Origin of the sequence: Pseudomonas sp. CFBP13509 (assembly GCF_005233485.1) — a bacterium.
In the GTDB taxonomy this organism is placed as follows: Bacteria; Pseudomonadota; Gammaproteobacteria; order Pseudomonadales; family Pseudomonadaceae; genus Aquipseudomonas; species Aquipseudomonas marginalis.
Genome location: NZ_QGAA01000004.1, coordinates 154040 through 169359, shown reverse-complemented (window position 1 = coordinate 169359; position 15320 = coordinate 154040). Strand labels below are relative to the sequence as shown.

The following is a 15320-nucleotide window of genomic DNA, read 5'->3' as shown; positions in this document are numbered from 1 at the left end:
TTGTTCATTTCCCTTCTGGAGAATCCTCATGAACCCAACAACCCAACCCCCGGCTCTGCTGGAAACCTCAAACCCGTTTGCTCGCGGCTACGACAACTTGCATATCGAACGACTGCTACAGATCGCCTATGCAAATGACTGCCCTCCGTGCATTCGCCCCGTACACGATGCACAATCCCATCTGCCCGACGATGCGTTAGAACTGTTCCCTTGTCTGTTCAACGACGACTTCGCTCTGATCAGCGAGGGCCAGTCCACTCCGGATGAATTGAATGAACGCTTCCAGTCCACCGGACTGGTGCGGCAAGTGATCTATGCCGTAACTGGCGAAATGCTCAACGAACGACATCACGTCGGTGACCTGTATTCCCTGGAAGAAGCCCAAGCCATGGTCCATCGTTTGAGCTTCGACACAGGACACTACAGTCGAGCCTGGGAGATCAGTGCCGCACACCTCACTGACGAAGCACTGCGCCACCTGGAAAGCCGAGTTGGCAATTTCGACTCCAAGCCAACCGGACTGCTGTTTGACCCCTTTGCCCTGCCAGACTGCAATGGCGTCGGATGTAAGCTGATCGGAACGCCCTGGACCGACGATAACTTGGTGAAGATCGAGGGCAATCCTTACTCTTCGCTGAGGCAAGAGCAGCTCGACGCCGGCACGCCAGAGGCCTTGGTCAACGTACTGTATCTGGCGGCATTAGCGGATGTGAGATTGTTGATTTTCGACCCCGACGCTGCCGTCTTGGATGGGCTAGCCATTTTTGATGAGTAGTAATGCCTTCGGCGTTAACACGACTCGCCTTGAATCAACTTTCTCACTGAATGACTCCTTCACCTCATGTCAGGTTCTGCACGGAATCTGACATGAGGTTTTTTCCATGGAGCGTTTTTTCACACCTGTCTGCCTGCTGGGCTTGTTGAGCGCCTGCACCGCGCCAATCCCAACCCCATTGCCGACTCATCCAGAGATTGACGGTGGCTCCAATCGACCCCAGTTATCGAGGAGCCCGGCCGACGAAAGCCATCCGTCAGAGCTCCGCTATGGCCGCTATACGCTGGTCAGCACCGAGCCCACCACGGAACAACGTGATCTTCTCGCTCAAATCGTTGACGTGAGCATTCCGTCCAACCTGAATCCTTCGGTACAGGAAGCAATGCACTACGTGCTGCAGCGCTCGGGTTATTCGCTCTGCCCTGCCGAGGAACCAGTGAAAATACTGTTTACCCGGGCTCTGCCCGCCGCCCATTACCGACTCGGCCCGATCTCATTACGCAACGCGCTACAAGTGCTGGCAGGCCCCGCATGGCAACTCACGACCGATGAGGTCAGCCGTTCGGTCTGCTTCGAACGGGAGAAAAATGATGCTGCCAAGGTGCGGGCCACACCAACCTCGTCCCATCAGTCGGAGGCACGCCCATGAAAGCCTCGACGTTTCAAACCCTCATTGTCGGCTCACTTTGCCTGGCGGTCTCCGGGCTGAGTGGTGGCTTGTATAACCAGTATCAACGCGTGACCGAGCTGGAAAATGCGAACGCCCAACGCTTACAGACCCTGGATACCCTGCAACGTGATTCAAGCACCCTCATGGATGCACAGGAGAAGCTGCAGTACGCACTGAGAGACCTGAAGCAAATGGTCGATACCGGTGAGCAACAGGCCAATACCCTCGATCCGATGTTGGATCAATGGGCACAAGAGATACAGGAGCTACGCGACGGCCTGGCAGACCGTGCCACCGAAGCCGACATGATCGCGCTACGCGCACGACTTGAGCACGTTGAGCAGCAACTCTTGGACCTCAAGACCCAGCCACCACTCCCATCCCCTACGCCTACCTCAGTTAAGCCGAAAAAAGCCGCTCGCCGCAAGCCTGCCCCGCTCTCGCCGCCATTCTCAGTGCTGGGTATTGAGTCTCGCGGTGGCGAGCGGTTTCTGGCCGTCTCACCTCCTGATAGTCGCTCGCTCAAGGATATCCAGCTGCTGCACAACGGCGAACAGCTCGGCACATGGCAGCTGAAGGTGCTGGAGCAGAGCGCGGCCATCTTCGCGGTGACCGCTCAGTCGGACCAGACAGTACAACTCCCTTGAGAAACGATCATGAACCGAGCGCTACTGTCCCCCCTCGTCTATCTCGTTTCATTGCTTAGCACAGGCGCTGCGATGGGCAACCCTGTCACGACACCGTCACAGGTCCAGGACACACAGTCCACTCCGCTGGGGCGTTCGCACTCTGAACAGGCGACGAGCTGGGGGCTCACGGAGAGGGAGTGGACACGCTTCGAACAGATCCAAGCCGGCCCGCGTGGTTTCTGGAGCCCGAATCTCGATCCGCTGACCGCGCTCGGCGTCGAGGCAGAGACCGACCAAGAGCGCCAGCGCTATGCGGAGTTGCAGGTAGCATTGGAAGCCAAACGCGCCGAGCGCGAGTTGGCTTACCAAAACGCTTACACCGCGGCTTGGGCCAAGCTGTTTCCTGGGCTGTTGCCGATTCAGGGTATGGCATCCCCGCCCACCGCTAGCTCACCGGTTGAGCCGCGCCGAGCTTTGTTTGTCGAGGACCATTGCCCAGCGTGCACCGCCGAAGCGCAGCGTCTGCAAAGCAGTGATACGGCGTTTGATATTTACCTGGTGGGCAGCCAAGGCGAGGATGAACGCGTCCGTCGCTGGGCTCGGCAAGCGGACATCGATCCGGCCAAGGTTCAGCGCCGGCAGATTACGTTGAACCATGATCGTGGTCGCTGGTTCAGCCTGGGTGCCCCAGGATCATTGCCCGCCACGCTCCAGCAGGTGAATGGACAATGGCAACGCCTCGATTGAGCGGTATTGCACTCATGCTGACGGTGCTCGCCGTCCAGGCTGATGAACTTCCGCCCCCTGCGTACCAATTGGCAGCGCATAACGCGGACATTCCTTCCATGGTGTTATTCGCGATTGCTCTGCAGGAGAGTGGGATCCGCGTCCGTGGTCGGCTGCTGCCCTGGCCCTGGAGCCTGAACATTGCAGGAACACCCTACCGCTTCGCCACTCGCCAGGCCGCCTGTCACGCCTTACTTCAAGCGCTTGCCAGGCACGAGGCCAAGCGGGTCGATGTCGGGCTCGGGCAAACCAACCTGGGTTATCACGGACAACGTTTTTCCAGCCCTTGCGAAGCCCTTGATCCCTACCGAAATCTCGCTGTCACCGCCGCGCTGCTGCGGGAGCATCACGTCGCCGCCGGTAATTGGGTGCTGGCTGCCGGACGCTATCACCGCCCGGCAGGAGGAGCGCCGGCTGCGCGTTACCGAGCCGACTTTTCCCGGCAACTTGAACGGTTGCTGGTTTCCTTCAAACAGGGCACACGACCATGACGCGAATATTCCTTACCTGCTATTTCATCCTGTTCTTGGCACCTGTCGCCCAGGCGAAACCAACAGTAAGCAGGGATCCGGTTGGCGATGTCACCCAACCCCATTTCCAAGCCACGGGCCTGCCCATAAATAACAGAGCTCAGACTGATCGGGCCATGCATGCGGACCTGTCCACCTCTACCGACGTGGCCTGGATACTGCCGATCCGTAGTTCTCGGTTGAGCCCCGGCTCGGTCAAGCCTCGCTCCCTGAGTATGCCTGGCCTGCAACCCTTCTTTCTGGTGGGCGACGATCCCCAGTCGCTGGCTTGGCTGCGTCAACGTGCGGCTGAACTGCAGGAAATGGGCGCGGCTGGCCTAGCCGTCGAAGTGGCCGACAATGACGCCCTGGCCCGGATTCGAGCAGCCGCTCCGGACATCACCATCCTGCCGGTCAACGGCAACGACATCGCCACCCGCCTGCAGATTGAGCACTACCCCGTCTTGATCACCGCCAGCTCACTGGAACAGTGAGTCCACGTCATGGCCGAGCATGCGATGGAGTCCAAGCTCCGGCCAGCAGTGGAGCTGTACACCGTAGCGATCTGCATCGCCGCCGCGGTGTTGTGCGTGTACTCGCCCTGGGCTGTCGCCCTGTCACCCGAGATCGGTCTGGTTGCAGCGCTGGCCTATGCCCTGTTCGGCCTGATCCGGCTGCGACAAGCCTGGGAGGTGCTGCGCTATCGGCGAAATATCCGTCGGCTGCCCCGCTACGAGCTGACCAGTCGGCAGATTCCGGTCAGTCGCAGACGTCTGTTCATGGGGCGCGGCTTTCGCTGGAGCCGCCTGCACACCCAGCGCTTGGTCGAGGCGCAGGATCCGGCGGTCGCCCACTATGTCGACCAACCGACCAGCTACCGCCTGGCCCGTGGTCTCGAACGGCGACTGGAGCATGCACCATTTCCGCTCTCGATACTGGCAGGTGTCACGGCCTGGGATAGCGCCTTCAATCCGTTGCGCCCTTTACCCCCAGTAGGTGGGTCGCCACTGTTGCATGGGGTCGAGCCCGATGAAACGGAAGTCAGTCTGCCGCTGGGCGAACGGGTCGGACACACCCTGGTGCTCGGCACTACCCGTGTCGGCAAAACGCGACTCGCCGAGGTATACATAACCCAGGACATTCATCGCATCGAACATGAGGTCGTCATCGTCTTCGACCCGAAGGGCGATGCCGACTTGCTTAAACGGATGTACGTCGAAGCCAAACGCGCTGGTCGGGAAAAGGAGTTTTATGTTTTCCATCTAGGCTGGCCGGAGATCTCCGCTCGCTACAACGCCGTGGGACGTTTCGGACGCATTTCTGAGGTGGCGTCTCGCATTGCTGGGCAGCTCAGCGGTGAAGGTAACTCTGCGGCCTTCCGTGAGTTCGCCTGGCGCTTCGTCAACATCATTGCCCGGGCTTTGATCGAGCTGGGTCGGCGTCCGGACTATCTGCAGATCCAACGCCATGTGGTCAACATCGACGCGCTGTTCATCGAATACGCCCAGCAGTTTTTCGCCAAAACCGATCCGAAAGCGTGGGAAGTGATCGTCCAGCTTGAAGGCAAGCTCACCGAGAAGAACATTCCCCGGCATATGATCGGGCGCGAAAAGCGTGTGGTGGCCATCGAGCAGTACCTGGCGGTGAAGCGGGTATTTGATCCGGTACTGGACGGACTGCGTTCGGCGGTGCGTTACGACCGTACCTATTTCGACAAGATTGTCGCCTCGCTACTGCCTCTGCTGGAAAAACTCACCACCGGCAAGACCGCCCAGTTACTGGCTCCCAACTACACCGATTTAGATGACCCACGACCCATCTTCGACTGGATGCAGATCATCCGAAAACGCGGCATCGTCTACGTCGGTCTGGATGCACTGACCGACGCCGAGGTGGCCGCCGCGGTGGGCAACTCCATGTTCGCCGACTTGGTCTCGGTCGCCGGACACATCTACAAACACGGCATCGACCATGGCCTGCCCCCATCGGGTAACAACAGTGACAAGTTGCCGATCAACCTCCACGCCGATGAGTTCAACGAGTTGATGGGTGATGAATTCATCCCGCTGATCAACAAGGGCGGCGGGGCCGGCATCCAGGTGACGGCCTACACCCAGACCCTCAGCGATATCGAAGCGCGAATCGGCAACCGGGCCAAGGCCGGCCAGGTCATCGGTAACTTCAACACCTTGCAGATGCTGCGGGTACGCGAGACCGCCACTGCTGAACTGCTCACCCAGCAGTTGCCCAAGGTTAACGTGCTGACCAAGACTCTGGTCTCCGGGGCGACCGATACCTCCGATCCTGAGGCCAACACGGACTTCACCTCGTCCTCCCAAGACCGCGTCAGCAGTACCAGCGTGCCGTTGATCGAGCCAGCGCATATCGTCAGTCTGCCCAAGGGGCAAATGTTCTCTTTCCAGACCGGCGGGCAGCTCTGGAAAGTCCGCATGCCATTACCTAAACCCTCCAACGACGATGCCATGCCCAAGGATCTGCAGGAGCTCACTCAACGGATGCGGGCGACCTACAACGAGCAGGCAGGGCAATGGTGGAGCGCCAGTGGCGGCGGCCCAACAACACACTTTGATCTGGATCAGGTGGGGTAGCCCGCCCCTGCCACAGGTTTTGACTCAGCAGAAAACGATCCAGAAGGCGTTGTGGCGACATCAACTTTGCAGCGCGCAATGGAGTGAACTATGGCGACTTCCGCCCAGAACACGCCGCCACAACCGGTCCAGCGCCCGGGGTTGATCATCTCGGCGATCAGCCTGGTCCTGCGCATCATCGGATTGCTGATCGCCTCGTTGCTGTTCTCGATCCTCATCGAGTTCGCCGGCCTGCTACTGTTCTGGGACGATCAGGGCTGGCGGCATAGTCAGGCCATGCTTACCAGTGAATTGGGCTGGCTCAGCGAGCACTTCAAATCTTCACTTATCCTCCAACAACCCGGACCGACGATTGTTCAGGAGTTGGAGTTCCTCAAACAGTGGCTGCTGGTCAAGACTGGCTTTGCGGATTTTGCCCAACAGGCGCGGGTGTCGAGCCAGGGCAACAGCTTCTGGAGCTGGATCAACCAGCTCTACGTGAGCATCGAGGACTTCGTGCTGGCTGCAGTGTATGTGACCTTTACCTTCGTGGTACGCCTGACCATTCTGGTCCTGGTAACACCACTATTTTTGTTGGCCACGCTCACCGGTTTTGTCGATGGCTTGATGCGCCGCGACCTGCGTAAGTTTGGAGCCGGGCGAGAAAGCAGTTTTGTCTATCACCGTGCTAAACGAGCAGTGATCCCCCTGTTGGTCGTGCCCTGGGTCATTTACCTGTCCCTGCCCTTTTCGCTCAACCCTATGGCCGTATTTTTACCTTGTGCTGTGATGCTTGGCATCGCAATGGCAATCACGGCAACTACATTTAAGAAATATCTCTGATTCGGAAAAATTATGTTTTTCCTTTATATATCCCCTGGTGCCAGGATAGTTATCCAGCGACTGCAGAACTGATACACCGCACGAGTTAACCTGCCAGAATTCGGCCTAGATTCCCCCAGTTCGAGCAGAGCGTTGAACGTAAGGCAGGCTTCCGAAGTTTGGGGGTGTGCCTCAAAGTTGGTGCAGGAATGGGGCCAAGATGCGCATTCAGGACTCATCACCCTCACCAACAAAAAAGGGCCCTTGCGGAGCCCTTATAGTCAAACCCTTCTTACTGAGTACGCCATGACTCGACAACGTCTGCGCCAAACTCGGCTTTCCATTCTTTCAGTTGACGATGATTTCCTCCTTTGGTTTCGATCACCTCACCAGAGTTCGGATTCTTGTAAATCTTCACTTCGCGAGCCTTACGGACTGCCTTTACGGGAGTGGCGATTGGTGTCGAGGTACGACGGCCAGCTTCTGGATCCAGGATGCCAATGATGTTCTTCAAGCTGAAGCCGTACTCGCCAAGCATCGCACGTAGTTTGCTCTCAAATTCCATCTCTTTTTTCAGACCGGAATCACTTTTCATCGACTCGAGCTCTGCGAGCTGTTCGGCCAGTTGTTGCTCAAGCTTGCGAAATTCAGCCAAACGAGACATGTGAAACTTCCTTAAGGTTAGGGAAATGAGGAGTGAACATTCCAATGCTAAGCGATGATTAGCTCTTCGTCACCCATGCTGCCTTCAAGCACGAGCTAATCCACTCATTGCCGCATGAACAACACATTATTACTGGGGTAGGAGTGCTGTCTGAGCTTTCTTTATGGTCCAATCGATTGCTGATTTAGTGTGAGTGTCTTCTTCCGCTTTCCGCTAAAAAAAGCGATACATCCCACCTCGCGTTTACTACTGAATAATTCATCCCTTAACTTGATTCTGGCGCCTTCTCTACATGGGCCAGCATCATGTCGACTACCGCCTTTCGCTGTTTTTTACTCCTTTCACTGACCATCGTTCAAGGCAGCAGCTATGCCGCATCTGGGTATGAGCAGGAACAGCTCGGCCTAATCCAGCAGCAACTCGACACTATCGAACGCCTTGCTACGCGTGCTGAGGCAGCCAATACAGCTGAACCACACGAACGCTATCGCTTCGACTATCTCCGCCTGTCTCAGGACATCCAACGTATTTGCAACGGCGTGCAGGGCTACCTCTCCCCTTCCCGCGCTCAGCCACGCGACTCCACTGAATTGGTCGGCGATTACCGCCTCGACACTCCGCCCGCGGAGTCCTCGCCATGAGCATGACCGACGCCCAGACCGCGGCCTTCCAAAACGCTTCCGGCTTCTCACCGCAGAGCAGTTCGATGCTCTGGCTATCCCTGGTTCTGGTCCTGGCTTTGCTTTGGTGTGCCTGGGTGATGTGGACGGCTTACCGAGGTTGGGCCGTCGGCAGTGTGCGCTTTGCAGCGTTCGGCGGCAGCGCCGCTCGCGTGCTGCTCACCTTGCTGGTTTTGATGTTCTTCACCCTGTCCTAACACTGGAGATTACCGTCATGCTCAAGTGCCTTGTCCCCCTGAAAAACAACCTGCGTGATCGTGCTAGCCAACGCTTGATCGGTCTGTTGCTGGTACTCGGCCCAAGCCTGGCTTTTGCCGAGCTTCCCACCATGGAGGCTCCTTCCCGCGGTGAAGGTTCCGGGTTGATCGAGACAATCAAAAACTACGCCTACGACGGCGGCATCCTACTTGGCCTGTTGATCGCCCTGCTCGCGTTTCTCGGCGTGGCTTGGCATTCCCTGACGGTGTATGCCGACGTGCAGAACCAGCGCAAGACCTGGAAAGACCTTGGCGCGGTGGTCGGTATCGGTGCCCTGCTGGTGGTGATCATCATCTGGTTCCTGACCAAGGCGGCCGCGATTCTGTGAGGTTGGTATGAATGAATCTATCGAATGCCTTGCCGACGGCACTTTGGTCTTTCTGCCGGAGCGACTCAATCGTGATCCTGCCGTATTGCGCGGTTTAACCAATGATGAGATGTGGGTAGCACTTGGCGCCGGCGCAGTCGTTGGCCTGATGTTGGGCGTTCCTCTGGCGATCGCCACCGCCTCTATTGCAGTGGCACCGACGACCATGATCGCAGGCATGACCGTGGTGTTATTTGCCGGTGGCACGCTACTGCGTCGGACCAAACGGGCTCGCCCCGAGACCTGGTTGTACCGCAAGCTCGAATGGATACTCGCCAGCCGTTGGAGCTTGGGGCGCGGAAGTTTGATTCTCCACTCCGGCGCTTGGACGGTTCGCCGTTCGCGTCGACTGCGCCCTGCCCTGTCCCGGTGGCAACCATGAGTCGTTTTCGGAACAAGGTGGATGCCCAGCAGGCCCACATCTTCAGCCTGCGTCTGGCGGTAATGATCCTCGCCCTTGTCTGTGCCGGACTCTGGTATGGCTGGCGCTCGGCGCCGACCGATCTGACCGTGCATGTACCGCCAGATCTGCGCTCGGGCAGCACGCGCAAGTGGTGGGATATCCCCTCAGAAAATATCTATGCCTTTGCCCTGTATATCTTCGGTCAGCTCAACCGCTGGCCCTCAGATGGCGAGCAGGATTATCGCCGCGCCATCTATGGCTTGCAGTCCTACCTGACACCCTCCTGCAAGGCCTTCCTCGATGGCGACTACGAGTACCGCAAGGCCGCCGGCGAACTGCGCCAGCGGGTGCGTGGCGTCTACGAAATTCTGGGCCGAGGCTACAGCGAAGATCCGGAACTCAGGGTCAAGCAACTCGATCGCGACAGCTGGCTGGTCAAGCTCGACCTCAACGCCGATGAGTATTACGCCGCCGAACCGGTGAAACGGGTGGTGGTGCGTTATCCATTACGCGTGGTGCGCTTTGATCTGGACCCCGAACGCAATAAGTGGGGGTTGGCACTGGATTGTTATCAGGGCACTCCGCAAAAAATCTCCCTGCCTGGAGGTGAGCCATGAAGCGGAGTCCTACCCTGGGAGTGACCGTCGCATTGATGCTATGGGGAGCAGCAGCGCAGGCCGTCGAACTGATGCACTGGGAACGCCTACCCCTCGCGGTCCCTCTGGTGATCAATCAGGAACGAGTCGTCTTTATCGATGAGGCTGTTCGAGTCGGCGTGCCCTCAACCCTGACGGGCAAGCTGCGCGTGCAATCAACTGGCGGCACGCTGTACCTACGCGCGTCGGAAGCTATTGCACCGACCCGACTGCAACTGCAATCAGTCACAACGGGCGAGATCATCCTGCTGGATATCGCGGCCACGCCTGGTGATCAACCGCTGGAGCCCGTGCGTATCCTCAAGAACGCTCAGGCGCAGTCTGCCGAGGCCGAGTCCAGCACCGTGCCTGCTCCAGAACGTACACCGATCCCGGTCGCTTTGACGCGCTACGCCGCACAGAGCCTGTACGCGCCGCTACGCACCGTAGAATCCCTGCCCGGTGTACGCCGCGTCCCGCTCAAGTTGCGCACCGAACTGACAACCCTGCTGCCAACCGAAAACGTGTCCAGCACCCCCATCGCCGCCTGGCGACTCGGTGATTACTGGGTGACGGCGGTGAAGTTGCACAATCGTGGTTCAGAGAGGATACAACTCGATCCACGTCGACTTCAGGCCAAGCTGTTCGCCGCGGCTTTCCAGCATGTTTTCCTCGGGCCGGTCGGCAGTGCAGAGGACACCACGATCGCCTACCTCGTCACTCGCGGTGCCGACCTCGAACACGCAGTTCTGCTTCCGCCGGTTGCGCGAGGTGCTGGCGATGAAGGCTAACGCATTGCTCAAATGGCTGGTACCGGCTGCGCTGCTGGGCGTGGTGCTGATTATCCTGAAAACTTGGGTCGCGGGTGGCAACAGTTCCTCTCCAGAGAAGTCGGTTGATCAACGCAATCTTCAGTTATCCGCCGAGCAAGCCAAGTCACTCGGTATTGCGGGCGACACCCCACGCGACACGGTCGCCACCCTGATCGGCCAAGTGAAGGCCATGCGCAGCGACATGCTCGGTTTGAAGAAACACAACGATTCGCTGCAGACGGAGAACAACCGCCTGCGCGAGCGGGAAAACAGTGTTGATTCGCGAATCCAGACGGCGCTTGGCAGTGTGACCCAGCAGGTCGACGAAGGCCGCCGCCAAGCCAACGAGGCCCGACTCAAAGCAGAACAAGACAGTCGTCAGGCTCGCGGTCTGCTGACGCAATTGCAGGAACAGTTGTCGGGGCTGACCGGCAAAGACAAGGATATGCCGATCGGACTGGGGCTTGAGCCGGGCGACAGTGCTCAGTTCGAAGGGCAGCATCCTGCTAATGATTCACTGCACTGGATTGAGCCCTCGGATTCTCCGCCCACCGACGCCCGGAGCAAAACCAAGACCGCGTCCGCCCTGAGTCTGCCTACTGCCTTCAACTCACTGGAGGGTATGAAGGACAATGCCATCGACCGCAGCCAGAAGCAGTTACGCGAGGTTACCAAGGGTGAACGTGACCTGACACGCTCCGCTGATCGTAACAAAGGCGCGAAGCCGATCTACACCATTCCCGAAAACGCCACGCTGATGGGCTCGGTCGCCATGACCGCGCTGATCGGCCGAGTCCCGGTGGACGGCACCGTGAATGATCCCTATCCCTTCAAGGTACTGGTTGGTCCGGAGAACCTAACGGCCAACGGCATCGACCTGCCAGACGTCGCGGGCGCCGTGATGAGCGGCACAGCGTCCGGTGACTGGACGCTATCCTGTGTTCGTGGGCAAGTGGAGTCGATCACTTTCGTATTCACAGACGGCACCATCCGAACGGTGCCTCAGCCGAAGGCGGTAGCCAGCCGCAATGCCTCCACCACCCAGAGCTCGAACACCGACAAGATTCGTGGCGGACTCGGTTACCTGTCCGATCCGTATGGCATTCCTTGCATTGCCGGTGAGCGCCGCTCAAACGCTCAACAGTACCTCGGCAGCCAGAGCTTGATCACTGCCGCCGGCGCCGGTGTCGCCGCCTTGCTCAGGGATGAGCAGAACAACAGCAGCGTGATCAGTTCGGGCGGCAGTACGCTCGGGGTCACCAGCAGCAGTGGCAATAGCGCGCTGAATTCAATTCTCAGTGGTGGGGCCAGCGACATCCGTGAGTGGATCAACAAACTCTATGGCGAGACCTTTGCTGCTGTGTACGTGCCACCGGCTGCACAGGTCGCCCTGCACCTCGATCATGAGATCACCATCGACTACGAGCCAAAGGGCCGGAGCGTTCGCCATGAAAAAAACCATGCTTCTCTGCCTGACCTGGATTAGCGTGCTTTGCTTAGTCATGACGGGGTGCTCCACCGACAAGGAGACGCTACTGCCCCATGGCGAGCAAACCATGCTGGAGATCTGGAACGGCGCCGGTTCGCAAGGTACTCAGCAGCAACTGCTGGATGCTCGGGAGCGGTTACGCCGTCCGCTGGACCAGGCAGATTTCTCCGTTGCTCTCCAGGAGCCGTACACGCGCACAGCGACGAACGAGATCCACAATTTGTTCCCTCGCCTGCCCAATCCCGATCTGGTTCTGTACGTGTATCCGCATTTGAGTGGTACCGAACAAGCGCCGGTCCCGGGTTACTCCACCGTCTTTCCGTTCTACCAACGGGTGCAGTACGCATTGCCGGGTGAACGTCAGGAAGACCTGTAGTGCGTACCGCCGATTCGGGCAAGCGCACTTCTGCGTGGAAGGCCTGGCGCAACCCATTGCGCCCTCGCGCGACCCTGGCCGATGAAGCTGCACTCTACGCGCACAACCCCAGCTTCACCGATCACCTGCCTTGGGTCGAGTACCTCGACACCGAGCAGTGTTTTCTGCTCGATGACAATCGCTCGGCGGGCGCGGTGTTCGAGTTGCTGCCCATCGGCACCGAAGGGCGCGAACCCGATTGGTTGATGGCGGCTCGCGATGCCCTGGAGGATACCCTGCAGGACAGCTTTGACGAGCTGGACCAAGCGCCTTGGGTGGCGCAGTTTTTCTGCCAGGACGACAACGACTTCACCCCCTACCTGACTCGACTCACCGATTATATTCAGGACCGCGCGCGAGGCACGGTCTTCACCGAAGCCTATTTGGAACTCAGCCTCCGACATCTGAAGGCCATCGCCAAGCCCGGTGGTCTGTTTGAGGACAAGGCAGTCACACGCCTGCCCTGGCGTGGCAATAACCGCCGGGTGCGCCTAGTGGTCTATCGTTGGCTCGAGTCTGACGCTGAGGAGACGGGACTCACCCCGGTGCAATCCCTGCATCAGGCTTGCGAACGTATCGCAGCTTCATTGCAGGTGTGCGGGGTGCAATCGACCCGAGTCGATGGCCGAGGCCTGTGCGCCTGGTTATTGCCTTGGTTCAATCCGGCACCTAGGCTCACCGATGAAACGCCCGAGGAGTTCTATCAGCGTGTGGCCTATCCAGAGTCGGGCGAGGGTGAGTCGCTGGAACTGCCCTTTGATCATGACTTTGCCGAGCGGCTGCTCTTCAACGAACCGCGCTCGGATGTGCAGCACGGACTCTGGTTTTTCGACGATCAACCCCACCAGGTGATGGTGGTGGACAAACTGCGGCGGGCACCATCGATTGGTCAACTCACCGGCGAAACCCGCAAGGGTGACGCGGTGAATGCGCTCTTTGACCAGTTGCCTGAAGGCACGGTGATGAGCCTGACCCTGGTAGTCAAGCCGCAGGACGTGCTCGAGGATCAGTTAAACCGCCTGGTCCGCAAAGCCATCGGAGAAAACCTGGCCTCGACCCAGACCCGCCAGGATGTTGAAGAGGCTCGCGCGATCATCGGTCGTCAGCACAAGCTGTACCGCGGCACTCTGGCGTTCTACCTGCGCGGTCACGATGAACAGCAATTGCACGAGCGCTCGGTCAGCCTGGCTAACGCTCTACTGGGTGCGGGCCTACAACCGGTACGCGAAAGCGATGAAGTCGCCGCCTGCAACAGCTACCTGCGTTGGCTGCCGATGGCTTACAACCCGGCCCGCGACACACGCAACTGGTACACCCGCCTGATGTTCGCCCAGCACCTGGCAAACTTGGTTCCGGTGTGGGGCCGCAGCACCGGCACCGGCCACCCCGGCATCACCCTGTTCAATCGTGGTGGCTCGCCGTTGAGCTTTGATCCATTGTCACGACTAGACCGGGCCATGAACGGCCATCTGCTGTTGTTCGGCCCGACCGGCGCCGGTAAGTCGGCCACTCTGGTCACCCTACTGATGCAGGTCATGGCGGTATACCGCCCTCGCCTGTTTATCGTCGAGGCCGGTAACTCATTCGGCCTGCAGGGCGACTACTTCGCGACACAGGGCCTGTCGGTCAATAAGGTCCAATTGAAACCTGGCGCTTCGGTCAGTCTCGCCCCGTTCGCCGATGCTTGGCGCCTGGTCGAACAGCCGGATCAGGTGGCGAGTCTGTCGATCGATGAGCTGGACGATGAGGTGGTAACCAGTCGCGAAGACCAGCGTGATGTACTCGGCGAACTGGAAATCACCGCCCGTCTGATGATCACTGGCGGCGAGGCCAAGGAAGAAGCCCGTCTGGGTCGAGCCGATCGCAGCTTGATTCGCGAGTGCATTCTCGATGCGGCACAGACCTGTGTCGCGTCGGGTAATCAGGTGCTGACCCGCGACGTGCGCAACGCCTTGCTGGGCGTCGCCGCCGATCAGCATTTACCAGAGAAACGTCGCGAGCGTGCCCAGGAAATGGGCGAGTCCATCGACCTATTTTGCCAGGGTTTCGAGGGTGAACTGTTCGATCGCGAAGGCACGCCTTGGCCCGAGAGCGATGTGACCATTGTCGATCTCGCCACTTACGCTCGCGAAGGCTACGAGGCACAGATGTCCATCAGCTACATCAGCCTGATGAACACCGTGAACAATCTTGCCGAGCGCGACCAGTACCTGGGCCGACCGATCATCATGGTCACCGACGAGGGCCATATCATCACCAAGAACCCGTTGCTGGCGCCGTTCGTGGTCAAGGGGACGAAGATGTGGCGCAAGCTCGGCGCTTGGTTCTGGCTGGCGACGCAGAACATTGCTGACTTCCCCACTGCGGCGCAGACCATGCTCAACATGATCGAATGGTGGGTTTGTTTGAACATGCCGCCAGCGGAGATTGAAGAAATCGCGCGATTTAAGAAGCTTTCACCGGCGCAGAAAGCCTTGTTGCTCTCCGCCAGCAAGGAAGCGGGTAAGTTCACCGAAGGGGTTGTGCTGTCGAAGAAGCTCGAAACGTTGTTTCGGGCCGTGCCACCCAGCCTCTATCTCGCCCTGGCCATGACGGAACCCGAGGAAAAGGCCGAGCGCTGGACACTGATGCAGAACATTGGCTGTTCGGAGTTGGAAGCCGCTTACCGGGTAGCTGAACGGATCGATAGAGCACGAGGAATAAAATCAACATAGGAATAGCTATTCAGTTACTGCTCTTTCAAAGATTGAACTCCGAAACTGCATCGCAGCTGACTAGGCGTTTGCACGACAACTGAAAAGCCGATTGTATTCGTATT

At 58.8% G+C, this 15320-nt stretch carries 18 protein-coding genes; 17 read left to right on the top strand and 1 reads right to left on the bottom strand.

Features of this window, described 5'->3' with window-relative positions; translation table 11 throughout:
• Positions 1–28: 28 nt before the first annotated feature.
• From PspCFBP13509_RS08655 to PspCFBP13509_RS08620, 8 genes are all read left to right on the top strand, one after another.
• Complete coding sequence (locus PspCFBP13509_RS08655; protein WP_137211854.1) at positions 29–775, top strand: DUF5983 family protein; 747 nt, start codon at positions 29–31, stop codon at positions 773–775.
• 106 nt (positions 776–881) lie between these two features.
• On the top strand, positions 882–1424 hold the full coding sequence (gene pilL2, locus PspCFBP13509_RS08650) for a PFGI-1 class ICE element type IV pilus protein PilL2 (protein ID WP_137211853.1): 543 nt from the start codon (positions 882–884) through the stop codon (positions 1422–1424).
• On the top strand, positions 1421–2092 hold the full coding sequence (locus PspCFBP13509_RS08645) for a chemotaxis protein (RefSeq protein WP_137211852.1): 672 nt from the start codon (positions 1421–1423) through the stop codon (positions 2090–2092). Before pilL2 ends, PspCFBP13509_RS08645 begins: the two co-directional genes overlap by 4 nt.
• A 9-nt stretch (positions 2093–2101) precedes the next feature.
• Positions 2102–2821: a TIGR03759 family integrating conjugative element protein gene (locus tag PspCFBP13509_RS08640; RefSeq protein WP_137211851.1), complete on the top strand. Its 720-nt coding sequence runs from the start codon at positions 2102–2104 to the stop codon at positions 2819–2821.
• Positions 2803–3351, top strand: a complete 549-nt coding sequence (locus PspCFBP13509_RS08635; RefSeq protein WP_137211850.1) for a lytic transglycosylase domain-containing protein — start codon at positions 2803–2805, stop codon at positions 3349–3351. The genes PspCFBP13509_RS08640 and PspCFBP13509_RS08635 overlap by 19 nt, the downstream gene beginning before the upstream one ends.
• Positions 3348–3863 (top strand): integrating conjugative element protein, encoded by a 516-nt coding sequence (locus tag PspCFBP13509_RS08630; RefSeq protein ID WP_137211849.1) that lies wholly within the window; start codon positions 3348–3350, stop codon positions 3861–3863. The genes PspCFBP13509_RS08635 and PspCFBP13509_RS08630 overlap by 4 nt, the downstream gene beginning before the upstream one ends.
• A gap of 9 nt (positions 3864–3872) precedes the next feature.
• The gene (traD, locus tag PspCFBP13509_RS08625; RefSeq protein ID WP_137211848.1) at positions 3873–5978 is read left to right on the top strand and encodes a type IV conjugative transfer system coupling protein TraD; all 2106 of its coding nucleotides are present in this window, start codon (positions 3873–3875) and stop codon (positions 5976–5978) included.
• A 90-nt stretch (positions 5979–6068) separates the two neighbouring features.
• Positions 6069–6800, top strand: a complete 732-nt coding sequence (locus PspCFBP13509_RS08620; protein ID WP_137211847.1) for a TIGR03747 family integrating conjugative element membrane protein — start codon at positions 6069–6071, stop codon at positions 6798–6800.
• Between the two features lie 271 nt (positions 6801–7071).
• On the opposite strand, the gene PspCFBP13509_RS08615 is transcribed toward PspCFBP13509_RS08620, so the two are convergent.
• Positions 7072–7443: a histone-like nucleoid-structuring protein, MvaT/MvaU family gene (locus PspCFBP13509_RS08615; protein ID WP_137211846.1), complete on the bottom strand. Its 372-nt coding sequence runs from the start codon at positions 7441–7443 to the stop codon at positions 7072–7074.
• A 305-nt stretch (positions 7444–7748) separates the two neighbouring features.
• Between PspCFBP13509_RS08615 and PspCFBP13509_RS08610 the strand changes: the two genes are divergently transcribed.
• From PspCFBP13509_RS08610 to PspCFBP13509_RS08570, 9 genes are read left to right on the top strand one after another with little or no spacing between them, the layout of a single operon-like run.
• Positions 7749–8084 carry an integrative conjugative element protein, RAQPRD family gene (locus PspCFBP13509_RS08610; protein ID WP_137211845.1) on the top strand — a complete coding sequence of 112 codons (336 nt, stop codon included), beginning with the start codon at positions 7749–7751 and terminating at the stop codon, positions 8082–8084.
• Positions 8081–8320 carry a TIGR03758 family integrating conjugative element protein gene (locus PspCFBP13509_RS08605; protein ID WP_137211844.1) on the top strand — a complete coding sequence of 80 codons (240 nt, stop codon included), beginning with the start codon at positions 8081–8083 and terminating at the stop codon, positions 8318–8320. Before PspCFBP13509_RS08610 ends, PspCFBP13509_RS08605 begins: the two co-directional genes overlap by 4 nt.
• A 17-nt stretch (positions 8321–8337) precedes the next feature.
• Positions 8338–8709: a TIGR03745 family integrating conjugative element membrane protein gene (locus tag PspCFBP13509_RS08600; protein WP_003174125.1), complete on the top strand. Its 372-nt coding sequence runs from the start codon at positions 8338–8340 to the stop codon at positions 8707–8709.
• 7 nt (positions 8710–8716) lie between these two features.
• Complete coding sequence (locus PspCFBP13509_RS08595; protein WP_137211843.1) at positions 8717–9130, top strand: TIGR03750 family conjugal transfer protein; 414 nt, start codon at positions 8717–8719, stop codon at positions 9128–9130.
• The gene (locus tag PspCFBP13509_RS08590; RefSeq protein ID WP_137211842.1) at positions 9127–9768 is read left to right on the top strand and encodes a PFL_4703 family integrating conjugative element protein; all 642 of its coding nucleotides are present in this window, start codon (positions 9127–9129) and stop codon (positions 9766–9768) included. The genes PspCFBP13509_RS08595 and PspCFBP13509_RS08590 overlap by 4 nt, the downstream gene beginning before the upstream one ends.
• Complete coding sequence (locus PspCFBP13509_RS08585; RefSeq protein ID WP_137211841.1) at positions 9765–10577, top strand: TIGR03749 family integrating conjugative element protein; 813 nt, start codon at positions 9765–9767, stop codon at positions 10575–10577. The genes PspCFBP13509_RS08590 and PspCFBP13509_RS08585 overlap by 4 nt, the downstream gene beginning before the upstream one ends.
• Positions 10567–12084, top strand: a complete 1518-nt coding sequence (locus PspCFBP13509_RS08580; protein ID WP_137211840.1) for a TIGR03752 family integrating conjugative element protein — start codon at positions 10567–10569, stop codon at positions 12082–12084. Before PspCFBP13509_RS08585 ends, PspCFBP13509_RS08580 begins: the two co-directional genes overlap by 11 nt.
• Positions 12047–12463 (top strand): TIGR03751 family conjugal transfer lipoprotein, encoded by a 417-nt coding sequence (locus tag PspCFBP13509_RS08575; protein ID WP_137211839.1) that lies wholly within the window; start codon positions 12047–12049, stop codon positions 12461–12463. Before PspCFBP13509_RS08580 ends, PspCFBP13509_RS08575 begins: the two co-directional genes overlap by 38 nt.
• Positions 12463–15216, top strand: coding sequence for a conjugative transfer ATPase (locus PspCFBP13509_RS08570; RefSeq protein ID WP_137211838.1), 2754 nt, complete (start codon positions 12463–12465; stop codon positions 15214–15216). Before PspCFBP13509_RS08575 ends, PspCFBP13509_RS08570 begins: the two co-directional genes overlap by 1 nt.
• Positions 15217–15320 lie beyond the last annotated feature (104 nt).